This is a genomic window from Klebsiella sp. RHBSTW-00484 (assembly GCF_013705725.1).
Classification (GTDB): domain Bacteria; phylum Pseudomonadota; class Gammaproteobacteria; order Enterobacterales; family Enterobacteriaceae; genus Klebsiella.
Genome location: NZ_CP055481.1, coordinates 3,904,240 through 3,918,425, shown reverse-complemented (window position 1 = coordinate 3,918,425; position 14,186 = coordinate 3,904,240). Strand labels below are relative to the sequence as shown.

The following is a 14,186-nucleotide window of genomic DNA, read 5'->3' as shown; positions in this document are numbered from 1 at the left end:
CAAGTCCTATAAAAACGCCGACCATCAGGTCGGCGTTTTTTTTACGTGCTTGTCGGCAGATAAACTAAGTGCTAGCCTTAATTGCTTGTAAATATAGGATTTATAAGCAATTAATATGAAAAATCAATGGATGATTGATATGAGAAATACAAAATTAATGCTGGCTTTGGCTGTTTCTGCCACGTTGTTGGCAGGTTGTAAAAATATGCAAGGTATGGATACCAACGCCCTGGTCAATTCCGGGATGACGGCCTACAAAGCAGCGACCCTCTCTGACTCTGAAGTTAAAGCGCTTTCCGATGATGCCTGTAAGCAAATGGATGGTGAAAATAAACTGGCGAGCTCTTCAAGCAAGTACACCAAACGCCTGAATAAAATTGCCAAAGCGTTAGGCAATAATATCGATGGTACCCCGGTAAACTATAAAGTATACGTGACATCAGACGTGAATGCCTGGGCAATGGCTAACGGCTGCGTGCGCGTCTATAGCGGTCTGATGGACATGATGACCGATAATGAAGTCGAAGGCGTACTGGGCCATGAACTGGGTCACGTTGCGCTGGGTCACTCGCGTAAAGCGATGCAAACCGCGTATGCAACCGTCGCCGCACGTGATGCGATTTCAGCAACCGGTGGAGCAGCTGCAAGTTTGTCTAAATCCCAGTTGGGTGATATCGGCGAGGGGATGATCAACTCAGCCTTCTCCCGTTCTCAGGAATCGGATGCCGATGATTTCTCTTACGACCTGATGAAGAAACGTAAGATCAGCACCCAGGGCCTGGTGGGAAGCTTCGACAAACTGGCCAGCCTTGACGCCGGGCATAGTAAATCTTTGTTCGATTCACACCCGCCTTCAGCTGAACGTGCGCAGCACATTCGCGACCGCATCGCCGCTGATAAAAAGTAAAACTTCGTCCCAATCCGGGCTGATGCTCCATCAGCCCGCTATAATTGCGTAATTCTTCTGCATTCCATTTCCTGTTGTCCGTAATTTGCAAGCAACACTCACTTTCCGTCGTATAGATGCGTATAATGCGCGGCGTTTATATATTTATGCGCCTTGCTGAAGGAGAAAAAGATGACGGTAGCTGTTCCGGTAATCACCATTGATGGGCCTGGCGGTGCGGGTAAGGGCACATTGTGCAAGGCAATGGCGGAAACGCTGGGCTGGCATCTGCTGGATTCTGGGGCGATTTATCGTGTTCTGGCTCTGGCGGCATTGCATCATCACGTAGATGTTGAATCTGAAGACGCGCTGGTTCCACTGGCCGCGCATCTGGATGTGCGTTTTGTTTCTACTAACGGTAGCCTGGAAGTGATTCTTGAAGGCGAGGATGTTAGTGCTGAAATTCGCACTCAGGAAGTGGCCAATACGGCATCAAAAGTGGCCGCTTTCCCACGCGTAAGAGAAGCGTTGCTGCGCCGTCAGCGCGCCTTCCGCGATCTCCCCGGCCTGATTGCTGACGGGCGTGATATGGGGACCGTAGTGTTCCCTGATGCGCCGGTGAAAATTTTCCTTGATGCCTCAGCGGAAGAACGTGCTCAGCGCCGCATGCTCCAGTTGCAGGAGAAGGGCTTTAGTGTTAACTTTGATCGCCTTTTATCCGAGATAAAAGAGCGCGATGACCGCGATCGTAATCGCACAGTGGCGCCGCTTATCCCGGCAGCTGATGCTTTAGTTCTTGATTCCACAGAACTAAACATTGAGCAAGTGATTGAAAAAGCGCTACAATATGCGCGCGAAAAACTGGCAGTCGCTTAATTGTTCATCGGTGAAGCGCAATAGCCTCCGAATTTTAGCAGTACCCCCGCAGCAATGGAGTGTTAGCGGGTATGTTAAACAACCCCATCCGGCATGGAGCCAGGTGGACGTTAAATATGAAACCTGAAGATTAAACATGACAGAATCTTTTGCTCAACTATTTGAAGAATCCTTAAAAACAATCGAAACCCGTCCGGGTTCCATCGTTCGTGGTGTTGTTGTTGCTATCGACAAAGATATCGTACTGGTTGACGCCGGTCTGAAATCTGAGTCTGCCATTCCGGCAGAGCAGTTCAAAAACGCCCAGGGCGAGCTGGAAATCCAGGTTGGTGACGAAGTTGACGTTGCTCTGGATGCAGTAGAAGACGGCTTCGGTGAAACCCTGCTGTCCCGTGAAAAAGCTAAACGTCACGAAGCTTGGATCACGCTGGAAAAAGCTTACGAAGAAGCTGAAACTGTAGTCGGTGTTATCAACGGCAAAGTTAAAGGTGGCTTCACTGTTGAGCTGAATGGTATTCGTGCGTTCCTGCCAGGCTCCCTGGTAGACGTTCGTCCGGTGCGCGACACGCTGCACCTGGAAGGCAAAGAGCTTGAATTCAAAGTCATCAAGCTGGACCAGAAACGTAACAACGTTGTTGTTTCTCGTCGTGCCGTTATCGAGTCCGAAAACAGCGCAGAACGCGATCAGCTGCTGGAAAACCTGCAGGAAGGCATGGAAGTCAAAGGTATCGTTAAGAACCTCACTGACTACGGTGCATTCGTTGATCTGGGTGGCGTTGACGGCCTGCTGCACATCACCGATATGGCATGGAAACGCGTTAAGCATCCAAGCGAAATCGTAAACGTTGGCGACGAAATCACTGTTAAAGTGCTGAAGTTCGACCGCGAGCGTACTCGTGTATCTCTGGGCCTGAAACAGTTGGGCGAAGATCCATGGGTAGCTATCGCTAAGCGTTATCCGGAAGGTACCAAACTGACTGGTCGCGTGACCAACCTGACCGACTACGGCTGCTTCGTTGAAATCGAAGAAGGCGTTGAAGGCCTGGTTCACGTTTCCGAAATGGATTGGACCAACAAAAACATCCACCCGTCCAAAGTTGTTAACGTTGGTGACGTAGTGGAAGTTATGGTTCTGGATATCGACGAAGAACGTCGTCGTATCTCCCTGGGCCTGAAGCAGTGCAAAAACAACCCATGGCAGCAGTTCGCGGAAACCCACAACAAGGGCGACCGTGTTGAAGGTAAAATCAAGTCTATCACTGACTTCGGTATCTTCATCGGCCTGGACGGCGGCATCGACGGCCTGGTTCACCTGTCTGACATCTCCTGGAACGTTGCAGGCGAAGAAGCAGTACGTGAATACAAAAAAGGCGACGAAATCGCAGCAGTTGTTCTGCAGGTTGACGCAGAACGTGAGCGTATCTCTCTGGGCGTTAAACAGCTCGCAGAAGATCCGTTCAACAACTGGGTTGCACTGAACAAGAAAGGCGCAATCGTAAACGGTAAAGTGACTGCAGTTGACGCTAAAGGCGCAACCGTAGAACTGGCTGACGGCGTTGAAGGTTACCTGCGCGCTTCTGAAGCTTCACGTGACCGCGTTGAAGATGCAACTCTGGTTCTGAGCGTAGGCGACGACGTTGAAGCTAAATTCACCGGCGTTGATCGTAAGAACCGTGCAATCAGCCTGTCTGTTCGTGCTAAAGACGAAGCTGATGAGAAAGATGCTATCGCTACTGTTAACAAACAGGAAGAAGCTGGTTTCTCTAACAACGCAATGGCTGAAGCTTTCAAAGCAGCTAAAGGCGAGTAATCTTAGTCTTTCGGGTTACAACAACCTGAATTATGACGAGTTTACTTGACAGATTGCAGGATTCGTCCTGTAATCAAGCACAAAGGGCGGCTACGGCCGCCCTTGTTTAAGCTGTTAGATAACTTTGCCTTGAAGGAAACCGGAGGAATAATGACCAAGTCAGAATTGATAGAAAGACTTGCCAGCCAGCAATCTCACATTCCTGCGAAAGCAGTAGAAGATGCTGTTAAAGAAATGCTGGAGCATATGGCCTCAACGCTTGCTCAAGGTGAGCGCATTGAAATCCGCGGTTTCGGCAGCTTCTCTTTGCATTATCGAGCACCCCGCACCGGGCGTAATCCAAAAACTGGCGATAAAGTTGAACTGGAAGGTAAGTACGTTCCACACTTTAAACCAGGTAAAGAATTACGCGACCGCGCCAATATTTACGAAGAGTAAGTTTCGCTGAGCGGCGACAACATACTTAAACGTTGAAAAAGCACCTTCGGGTGCTTTTTTTTGTACTTTTTCCATCTCTCCTCGCAAAACACAGGTCGTTTTCTGGTAACAGAGTAAATTTACTGGAAAGCACCATGCAACTCATCTACGCCGTGTGAGACATATCTTCTATTTGGCGCGACACTTCTGCCGACAAGGAGGTGTTAATGCGTTTACCACAACTCGCTGGCTGTGTGATTGTCGGTATCTTACCGCTGCTCTGGTTACCCGTTTTGCCCGGACGCTTTGTTGTCTGGGGACTCATTGCCCTTGCATTACTTATCGCACAATGCCGTCGCAGCGCTGCGCAATATGTCGCGTTGATAATGTTGTTCCTGGTTTGGGGGATACTCAGTGCCCGACAGGTGTTATGGCCAACCGAAACATTACTAGACAGAAATCGACAGGTTGAAATTGAACTTACCGCAACTGATGGACAGACAACCCATCAAGGAAAGATTATCCGTCTGGACGGACGGCGGCTATTTCCAGCACCTGGGGTGAGTCTCTACGGCAACTATCTCCCCGAAACACCTTGCGCGGGCCAGGTCTGGGCAATGACGCTTCGTGCCCGCCCGGTTCACGGACAGCTCAACGATGGCGGATTTGATAGTCAACGCTATGCCTTGTCGCAACATCGCCCGCTGACTGGACGATTTCTTACCGCCGAAGCCCGGGACAGACGCTGTAGTTTGCGGGCACGCTATCTGGCATCGCTAAACCAAACACTTGATATAATGCCATGGCGGTCTGTGATACTAGGATTAGGCATGGGGGAGCGTCTGGCCGTTCCTCGTGAGATTAAGACCTTGATGCAGGAAACCGGCACGTCGCATCTGATGGCGATTTCGGGTTTACATATTGCGCTGGGGGCTTCGCTTGGTTGGTTATTACTGAGAGGGCTGCAGTTCTTTCTCCCATGCCGCTGGCTTAGCTGGCGGGCACCGCTGCTTATTGGCCTGGGATGCGCCATCTTCTACTCCTGGCTGACGGGTATGCAGCCGCCTGCATTGCGTACCTGCGCCGCATTAGCCGTCGGCTGCTGGCTTCGGTTATCCGGTAAACGCTGGTCGCCGTGGCAAATATGGTGTTGCTGCCTTGGCGCGATTTTGTTCGCTGACCCGTTAGCGGTTTTATCCGAAAGCCTGTGGTTATCAGCGTTTGCCGTCGCTGCGTTGATCTTCTGGTATCAGTTGGCGCCAATTTCACTTCGTGAAAGGCATTGGTTGCTACGTCAGATACTTGCGCTGTGTCATTTGCAGATTGGATTGATGTTCTTACTTATCCCCATCCAAATTGCTCTCTTTCATGGCATCAGTATGACTTCCATCATCGCCAATCTGATTGCCGTGCCCTTGGTTACCTTCGTCGTTGTCCCGCTGATTCTGGTAGCAATGCTGTTGCATCTCTGCGGGCCGCTATTTGTAGAGATGGCCTTGTGGCAAATGGCGGACCGGATTCTGGCCGCGTTATTCTGGTCATTACGCCAGCTGCCACCAGGTTGGTTGGGCCTGGATGTTCGCTGGCTTGGCGTAAGCATAATACCCTGGCTGGCATTGATAGCCTGGCGCTTTCATGCCTGGCGGACGCTACCTGCGCTTTGTTTAGGGTGCCTTGTGTTATTGAGTCGGCCTTTTGGGCGTAATACCGACGCTAATGAATGGCGAGTGACGATGCTGGATGTGGGGCAGGGGCTGGCTATGGTTATTGAACGTCAGGGAGCGGCGCTTCTCTATGATACCGGGCTGGCGTGGCCAGACGGTGACAGTGGTCAGCAAATTATTATCCCCTGGCTGCGTTGGCATCATTTGCAACCGGAGGGGGTCATTCTGAGCCATGAACATCTCGATCATCGCGGCGGATTGAATTCGATACAGAAAGCATGGCCGCAACTATGGGTTCGTAGCCCGTTGGGCTGGGCGGGGCATTTAGCCTGTCAGCGCGGTGAAACCTGGCAATGGAGAGGGTTAACTTTTCGTGCTCTGTGGCCACTGCCGGGAGTGACAAAGCAGGGAAATAATCGTTCCTGCGTAGTGCGAATTGATGACGGCAAGCACAGTATTCTGCTTACGGGTGATATCGAAACCCCTGCGGAAATGGCGATGATCAGCCACTACTGGCAGCATCTTGCGTCTACACTTATCCAGGTTCCGCATCACGGTAGCAATACCTCGTCAGGGACAGCTTTACTTCAGAGCGTGGGAGGCGAAGCGGCGCTTGCCTCAGCTTCACGCTTTAACGCATGGCGGATGCCCTCCAGTAAAGTGATTCAGCGTTATCGGAACTTGGGTTATCAATGGTTCGATACCCCGCACCAGGGGCAAATTACGGTTGTTTTTTCCACAGATAGTTGGCAAATCCATGGCTTACGGGATCAAGTTTTACCTCGTTGGTATCATCAGTGGTTTGGCGGGAAGGCGTAGAACGGGTAGAATATGCGGCTATTTCAACACAAGCTGGTTTATTGAATGCAGAACGATAAAGATCTCTCCACGTGGCAGACCTTCCGCCGACTCTGGCCGATTATAGCGCCGTTTAAACCCGGGCTAATCGTTGCGGCAGTGGCGCTAGTGCTTAACGCGGCTAGTGATACCTTCATGCTATCGCTTCTTAAACCGTTATTGGATGATGGTTTTGGTAAAACGGATCGCTCAGTGCTGATATGGATGCCGCTGGTGGTTATCGGGCTGATGATTCTGCGCGGTGTTACCAGCTACGTTTCGAGCTATTGTATCTCATGGGTCTCAGGCAAAGTCGTTATGACGATGCGCCGCCGTTTATTCAGCCACATGATGGGAATGCCGGTCTCCTTCTTTGACAAACAGTCCACCGGTACGTTGTTATCTCGTATTACCTATGATTCCGAACAGGTCGCATCCTCTTCTTCCAGCGCGCTGATCACCGTCGTGCGCGAAGGAGCATCGATTATCGGCCTGTTTATCATGATGTTCTATTACAGCTGGCAGCTCTCGGTGATTCTTATCGTGCTCGCGCCGATTGTGTCGATCGCTATCCGCGTGGTGTCGAAGCGTTTTCGTAATATCAGTAAGAATATGCAGAACACGATGGGCCAGGTGACGACCAGCGCAGAGCAAATGCTGAAAGGGCATAAAGAAGTGCTGATGTTTGGTGGCCAGAAGGTGGAAACCAAGCGTTTTGATAAGGTCAGTAACAAGATGCGTCTGCAAGGGATGAAAATGGTCTCTGCGTCCTCTATTTCGGATCCTATCATTCAGCTGATAGCCTCTCTGGCGCTGGCTTTTGTGCTTTATGCTGCGAGCTTCCCGAGCGTAATGGAGACGCTGACTGCCGGTACCATCACCGTTGTCTTCTCCTCAATGATTGCTTTAATGCGTCCTTTAAAGTCGCTGACTAACGTCAATGCCCAGTTCCAGCGTGGGATGGCGGCATGCCAGACGCTTTTCGCTATCCTTGATTCCGAGCAGGAGAAAGACGAAGGCAAGCTGGAGATCGCGCGCGCGAAGGGCAATCTGGAATTTAAAAACGTCACCTTCAGATATCCAGGACGCGAAGTTGCTGCACTGCGCAATATCGACCTGAACATACCCGAAGGGAAAACCGTGGCGCTGGTTGGGCGTTCAGGTTCAGGTAAATCGACTATCGCCAGCCTTATCACGCGTTTCTACGATGTCGATGAAGGCCAGATATTGCTGGACGGTCATGACCTGCGCGATTACACGCTGACTTCCCTGCGCGATCAGGTCGCGCTGGTGTCGCAAAACGTTCATCTCTTCAACGATACGGTGGCGAATAACATTGCCTATGCGCGTACCGAAGAGTACAGCCGTGAGCAGATTGAAGAAGCGGCACGCATGGCTTACGCCATGGACTTTATTAACAAAATGGATAATGGCCTCGATACGATTATCGGTGAAAACGGCGTGATGCTCTCCGGCGGACAGCGCCAGCGTATTGCTATCGCGCGCGCGCTGTTGCGTAACAGCCCGATTCTGATTCTCGATGAAGCCACATCGGCGCTGGATACTGAATCCGAACGCGCTATCCAGGCTGCGCTGGACGAACTGCAGAAAAACCGCACCTCTCTGGTTATCGCCCACCGCCTGTCGACGATTGAGCAAGCTGACGAGATCGTGGTGGTGGAAGATGGTCAAATCGTTGAACGCGGCAGCCATGCCGATCTGCTCGAGCATAAGGGCGTTTACGCTCAACTGCATAAGATGCAATTCGGCGCATGATTGCTCGCATCTGGTCCGGTGAATCGCCTTTATGGTGGCTGTTGCTGCCGCTCTCCTGGCTATATGGCCTGGTGAGCGGGTTAATACGGCTTAGCTATAAGCTGGGGTGGCGAAAAGCCTGGCGAGCGCCGGTCCCGGTCGTGGTGGTGGGAAACCTGACCGCCGGCGGTAATGGTAAAACGCCGGTTGTGATCTGGTTGGTGGAGCAGCTCCAGCAGCGCGGCATTCGCGTTGGCGTTGTTTCTCGCGGCTACGGTGGCAAAGCGGCACGCTATCCGCTTCTGCTTAATGCCAATACGGATACCGCCGAAGCGGGCGATGAGCCGGTACTGATTCGCCAGCGTACTGGGGCACCGGTTGCCGTCTCGCCGTCTCGTAGCGAGGCGGTCCAGGCTTTACTGGCAGCAAACGATCTGCAGATCATCGTCACTGATGATGGCCTGCAGCACTACAAGCTGGCGCGTGATAAAGAAATCGTGGTGATAGACGGCGTGCGCCGTTTTGGCAACGGCTGGTGGCTGCCCGCCGGGCCGATGCGCGAGCGCGCCTCACGTTTACACAGCGTGGATGCGATTATCGTTAATGGCGGTGTGGCCCGACCGGGAGAGATCCCGATGCAGCTCCGTCCTGGACTGGCGGTGAATCTGCTGACTGGCGAACGTCGAAACGTCGCGACATTCGACAATGTGGTGGCGATGGCAGGAATCGGTCACCCGCCGCGTTTTTTTGCCACGCTTGAGAGCTGTGGCGTGCAGCCAGTGAAAACGGTGGCCTTAGCCGATCATCAGGCATTGAATCAAAGCGACGTCGCTGCCCTGGCGACGTCACAGCAAACCCTGCTGATGACCGAAAAAGACGCGGTAAAATGCCGGGAGTTTGCGCAAGCTAACTGGTGGTATTTACCCGTCGACGCCATAATGGCTGATGAACGCGCACAGCGGCTGCTCACGGAATTAGTCACGCTGGCGCAACGTTAGTTTTGCCATACCGTTGCGCTGGAGCCCTTAATGGAGAACCTGCATGTCGGTATTGTCCCTCTCGCTTAAAGAAGCCCGCCATCTCCATCTTGCCGCGCAGGGGCTGCTGAAAAAGCCCCGCCGTCGCGCGCGACCCGAAGATATTTTGCAGACTATCCAGCAGATGTCTTTACTGCAAATCGACACCATTAATGTTGTCGCCCGTAGCCCATACCTGGTGCTTTTTAGCCGCCTCGGTCACTATCAACAGGGCTGGCTGGATGAGGCGCTACGCACTGGTGAACTGATGGAGTACTGGGCCCATGAGGCCTGCTTTTTACCGCGTAGTGACTTTTCGCTGGTGCGTCACCGCATGCTGACGCCGGGTAAAATGGGCTGGAAGTATCATAAAGAGTGGATGGACGCACATGCCGAGAGCATTCAGGAATTACTGAATCATATCGCTGAAAACGGCCCGGTCCGCTCGGCAGATTTCGAGCATCCGCGCAAAGGCACCAGCGGCTGGTGGGAGTGGAAACCGCATAAACGTCACCTTGAAGGTTTATTTACCGCAGGCGAAGTTATGGTTGTCGAACGGCGCAATTTTCAGCGGGTTTATGACCTGATGCATCGGGTAATGCCGCACTGGAATGATGAGCGGGATGGGCTTTCGCAAGAGCATGCAGAAGACATTATGCTGCGCAACAGCGCCCGTAGCCTGGGGGTTTTTCGCCCGCAGTGGCTGGCGGATTATTATCGCTTGCGCCAACCCTCGCGACCTGGTTTGCTGGCGAAATGGCAGGAAGAAGGGCTGGTGGTACCGGTGAACGTAGAAGCGCTAGGTGAAATGTGGCTCCATCGCGATGCGCTAGCGCAACTGGAGTCAGCACCTGGCGGCAGACTGTCTGCCAGCCATAGCGCCGTACTTTCGCCTTTCGATCCGGTCGTATGGGATCGTAAACGGGCTGAACAGCTGTTTAACTTTAGTTATCGGCTGGAATGCTACACGCCCGCACCGAAGCGCCAGTTCGGCTATTTTGTTTTACCGCTTCTGCACCAGGGAAAGCTTGTGGGGCGGATGGATAGCAAAATGCATCGCAAAACCGGGGTACTGGAAATTTTCTCACTGTGGCTGGAGGATGGCGTCAAGCTGACATCGGGGCTGGAGAAGGGATTAAAACGGGCGATTGATGATTTCGCCCGCTGGCAGGACGCGACGCAGGTGGCCTGCGGGCAGCTGCCGGCGGAGCTCTTTACCGGGCAACGACAGGGTTGGGAAATTGACGCCGCCTGAGCCTGCGTATGGTATGCTTCTGCGGAATCTATTCGGTCCATCTGGAGGAATTATGGATCATCGTTTACTTGAAATTATCGCCTGTCCGGTTTGTAACGGTAAGCTGTATTACAGCCAGGATAAGCAAGAACTGATCTGCAAACTTGATAGCCTGGCTTTCCCGCTGCGAGACGGCATTCCTGTACTGTTAGAAACTGAAGCCCGTCCGCTTGCCGTAGAAGAGAGCCAGTCATGAGCTTCGTGGTTATCATTCCCGCGCGTTTTGCTTCGACTCGCCTGCCGGGAAAACCGCTGCAGGATATCAATGGCAAACCGATGATTGTCCATGTGCTGGAGCGTGCACGTGAGTCCGGAGCCGACCGTATCATCGTTGCTACTGACCACCCAGACGTTGCCCGTGCGGTTGAAGCTGCCGGTGGTGAAGTATGTATGACGCGTGAAGATCATCAATCCGGTACCGAGCGCCTTGCCGAGGTGGTCGAGAAATGCGCCTTTAGCGATGACACTATCATCGTTAACATTCAGGGCGATGAGCCGATGATCCCGCCGGCGATAGTGCGTCAGGTTGCCGAAAATCTGGCGGCCAGCACTAGCGGCATGGCGACGTTAGCCGTGCCAATCCACGATGCTGAAGAAGCCTTTAACCCGAATGCGGTGAAGGTCGTGATGGACGCTGCGGGCTACGCACTCTATTTCTCCCGCGCCACCATCCCGTGGGATCGCGATCGTTTTGCTCAATCCCGCGAAACTATCGGCGACTCTCTGCTGCGCCATATCGGTATTTACGGCTATCGCGCCGGTTTCATTCGTCGCTACGTCAGCTGGGCACCAAGTCCGCTGGAGCAGATTGAAATGCTGGAGCAACTGCGCGTTCTGTGGTACGGCGAAAAAATCCATGTTGCGGTGGCTGAAGTGGTTCCAGGTACGGGCGTTGATACGCCGGAAGATCTGGAACGCGTTCGCGCAGCGTTGCGTTAATCTTTTCATCCCCTCCGTCTGGAGGGGATATATTCAGGCCGTTTTTCCATACTTTTTTGCGGCAATTTTGATCTCACCCGATGACAACCCCGTAGCAGACGCTCATTATGAAATCGGTAGTATTCATAGGGGTAATCTGAAATGGAACAGTTGCGTACCGAACTGAGCCACCTGCTTGGTGAAAAACTAAGCCGCGTGGAGTGCGTCAGCGAGAAGCCTTCGTCAGCGCTGTGGTCGCTATATGATGCTCAAGGAAACCCAATGCCGCTGCTGGCGCGAAGTTTTACGACGCCAGGTATCGCGCGTCAGCTAGCGTGGAAAATCTCGACGCTTGCGCGTAGTGGAACCGTACGCATGCCGGTTGTCTATGGCGTGATGACGCATGAAGAGCAACCTGGGCCCGATGTCCTGCTGATTGAACGACTGCGTGGCGTTTCGGTTGAAGCGCCTGCCCGTACCCCGGAACGCTGGGAACAATTGCAGGAGCAAATCGTTGAAGCGCTACTGGCCTGGCATCGGCAGGATAGCGGTGGTTGCGTAGGGATGGTTGATAGCACTCAGGAAAACCTCTGGCCGCACTGGTATCGCCAACGGGTCGAGGTGCTATGGAGCACGCTGAATCTCTATCAGGATACCGGCCTGACCATGCAGGACAAACGTATTTTGTTCCGTACTCGCGAATGCCTTGCGGATCTGTTTAAAGACTTTAATGATAACTGTGTTCTGGTGCACGGTAGCTTTACGCTGCGCAGCATGCTGAAAGATGCGCGTAGCGATCAGCTGCTGGCGATGGTGGGGCCGGGCATGATGCTCTGGGCTCCGCGTGAATTTGAGTTATTTCGTTTGGCCGATGGTGGGCAAGGGGAACAGCTATTGTGGCACTATCTGCGTCGTGCGCCGGTAGCTGAGGCTTTTCTCTGGCGGCGCTGGCTGTATCTGTTGTGGGATGAAGTGGAAAACCTGGTTAATACCGGGCGCTTTGATCGCGCCCGTTTCGACCTTGCGGCAAAATCAATTTTGCCCTGGCTCGCCTGAGGATCCTTTTAACCACTGCCAGATGCGGCCTAACGTTTCGTAGCCAACCCGATCGCTATGCATCAGCCACACGGGGGACGGAATTGCGCGTTCCCACGGATTGAGTGGTGACTCAATCGCCAACTGGTTGGCGGGGGCGGGTAAAGGGTTCAGTCCGGCCTGACGAAAGAAAATCATCGCTCGCGGCAGGTGTGAGGCGGAGGTCACCAGCAGGAATGGGGCATCGCTAATCGCTTCTTTCACCGCCGCGGCCTCTTCTTCAGTATCTTTGGGTTTATCCAGCACGATAATTTCGCTGCGCGGTATGCCCAGACTCTCTGCAACTCTGGCGCTGGTTTCTGCGGAACTCATCGGGTTAGTTTTTGCTCTCCCGCCAGTAAAGATCAATTTTGCACCCGGGTTTGCATACCACAGGCGGATCCCCTCCGCTAACCGTGGCAAGCTATTGCTGATGAGGTTTGAACTGGGAGCCCACTCAGGGTTCCACGTGTAGCCTCCGCCGAGCACAACCACGTAGTGCACGCGCTCTTCGCCGCGCCACGTCGGATATTTATCCTCAATAGGTTTGAGCAAACTGTCGGCCACCGGTTGCAGGCTAAGAAGCAGTAACAGTAGCCAACCGAGGCTCACACAGAGCTTGCCGGTGCGCTGGAAGCGGCTAAACCACAGTAACGCTATCCCCAGAGCGATAAGCAATAGCAGCAGGGGGAGCGGCAGCATCATGCCACCTAAAAACTTTTTCAGCGTAAAAAGCATGCCGGATGGTTCCTTTTTTGACCATATAACCAAAGATATGCCCGGATCTTATAACAGATCGCTCCATTCTCCGCGCGGGTATGACAAAATAGCGGCTTTGTGTTGGCGTGTGGAGTCATCCGTGAAGGATCGTAATTTCGATGATATTGCTGATAAGCTCTCGCGCAATATCTACGGTACCACCAAGGGCCAGCTGCGGCAGGCGATCCTCTGGCAGGATCTGCAACCGCTGCTCAGCCAGATGGGGCCGGGACCACTGCGGGTTCTTGACGCGGGCGGCGGCGAAGGGCAAACGGCAATCAAAGTGGCGGAAATGGGCCACCATGTCACATTATGCGATCTTTCCGGCGAAATGGTAGCTCGTGCCCGACAGGCTGCTACCGATAAAGGTGTGATCGACAACATGCATTTTGTACAATGCGCAGCTCAGGATATTGAGCAGCATTTGGAAAGTCCTGTCGATCTGATACTGTTTCATGCGGTGCTGGAATGGGTAGCCGAGCCGCAGGCGATGCTGCGTACGCTGTGGTCAATGTTACGTCCCGGCGGCGCGTTGTCGCTCATGTTCTACAATGCTAACGGTCTATTGATGCGCAATATCGTTGTCGGAAATTTAGACTATGTGCAATTAGGTATGCCGAAAAAGAAAAAACGCACGCTATCGCCGGATTACCCGCGCGATCCGCAGCAGGTTTATGGCTGGCTGGAAGAGATTGGCTGGCAGATTACCGGTAAGACCGGCGTGCGGGTGTTTCATGATTATCTGCGTGAAAAACGCCAACAGCACGACAAGTTTGCGGCGCTACTGGAGCTGGAAACGCGCTACTGTCGCCAGGAGCCGTATATCAGCCTGGGTCGTTACATTCATGTCACCGCGCTTAAGCCGCAGATGCAAGGATAA

Annotated in this window: 13 protein-coding genes; 12 read left to right on the top strand and 1 reads right to left on the bottom strand. The window is 53.0% G+C overall.

Annotation, left to right across the window (positions count from 1 at the left end):
• Positions 1-139: 139 nt before the first annotated feature.
• From HV213_RS18570 to HV213_RS18520, 11 genes are all read left to right on the top strand, one after another.
• The gene (locus HV213_RS18570; RefSeq protein ID WP_181482829.1) at positions 140-907 is read left to right on the top strand and encodes a metalloprotease LoiP; all 768 of its coding nucleotides are present in this window, start codon (positions 140-142) and stop codon (positions 905-907) included.
• Between the two features lie 171 nt (positions 908-1,078).
• Positions 1,079-1,762, top strand: coding sequence for a (d)CMP kinase (gene cmk, locus HV213_RS18565; RefSeq protein ID WP_181482828.1), 684 nt, complete (start codon positions 1,079-1,081; stop codon positions 1,760-1,762).
• Between the two features lie 136 nt (positions 1,763-1,898).
• Entirely contained in the window at positions 1,899-3,572 is a 1,674-nt protein-coding gene (gene rpsA, locus HV213_RS18560) for a 30S ribosomal protein S1 (protein ID WP_110275160.1), read from the top strand.
• Positions 3,573-3,722: 150 nt separating this feature from the next.
• Complete coding sequence (ihfB, locus tag HV213_RS18555; protein ID WP_004100704.1) at positions 3,723-4,010, top strand: integration host factor subunit beta; 288 nt, start codon at positions 3,723-3,725, stop codon at positions 4,008-4,010.
• 206 nt (positions 4,011-4,216) lie between these two features.
• Entirely contained in the window at positions 4,217-6,472 is a 2,256-nt protein-coding gene (locus HV213_RS18550) for a ComEC family protein (RefSeq protein ID WP_181482827.1), read from the top strand.
• Between the two features lie 45 nt (positions 6,473-6,517).
• Entirely contained in the window at positions 6,518-8,266 is a 1,749-nt protein-coding gene (gene msbA, locus HV213_RS18545) for a lipid A ABC transporter ATP-binding protein/permease MsbA (protein ID WP_181482826.1), read from the top strand.
• Positions 8,263-9,243 carry a tetraacyldisaccharide 4'-kinase gene (lpxK, locus tag HV213_RS18540; protein ID WP_181482825.1) on the top strand — a complete coding sequence of 327 codons (981 nt, stop codon included), beginning with the start codon at positions 8,263-8,265 and terminating at the stop codon, positions 9,241-9,243. The genes msbA and lpxK overlap by 4 nt, the downstream gene beginning before the upstream one ends.
• A gap of 43 nt (positions 9,244-9,286) precedes the next feature.
• Positions 9,287-10,516, top strand: coding sequence for a winged helix-turn-helix domain-containing protein (locus tag HV213_RS18535; RefSeq protein ID WP_181482824.1), 1,230 nt, complete (start codon positions 9,287-9,289; stop codon positions 10,514-10,516).
• Between the two features lie 52 nt (positions 10,517-10,568).
• Complete coding sequence (gene ycaR / locus HV213_RS18530) at positions 10,569-10,751, top strand: protein YcaR (RefSeq protein ID WP_110275150.1); 183 nt, start codon at positions 10,569-10,571, stop codon at positions 10,749-10,751.
• Entirely contained in the window at positions 10,748-11,494 is a 747-nt protein-coding gene (gene kdsB, locus HV213_RS18525) for a 3-deoxy-manno-octulosonate cytidylyltransferase (RefSeq protein WP_181482823.1), read from the top strand. The genes ycaR and kdsB overlap by 4 nt, the downstream gene beginning before the upstream one ends.
• A gap of 141 nt (positions 11,495-11,635) precedes the next feature.
• Positions 11,636-12,529, top strand: coding sequence for a YcbJ family phosphotransferase (locus tag HV213_RS18520; RefSeq protein ID WP_181482822.1), 894 nt, complete (start codon positions 11,636-11,638; stop codon positions 12,527-12,529).
• On the opposite strand, the gene elyC is transcribed toward HV213_RS18520, so the two are convergent.
• Positions 12,506-13,285: an envelope biogenesis factor ElyC gene (gene elyC, locus HV213_RS18515; protein WP_181482821.1), complete on the bottom strand. Its 780-nt coding sequence runs from the start codon at positions 13,283-13,285 to the stop codon at positions 12,506-12,508. The two genes, HV213_RS18520 and elyC, sit on opposite strands and share 24 nt — an antisense overlap.
• Positions 13,286-13,406: 121 nt before the next feature.
• On the opposite strand from elyC, the gene cmoM reads away from it, so the two are divergent.
• Positions 13,407-14,186, top strand: a complete 780-nt coding sequence (gene cmoM, locus HV213_RS18510) for a tRNA uridine 5-oxyacetic acid(34) methyltransferase CmoM (protein ID WP_181482820.1) — start codon at positions 13,407-13,409, stop codon at positions 14,184-14,186.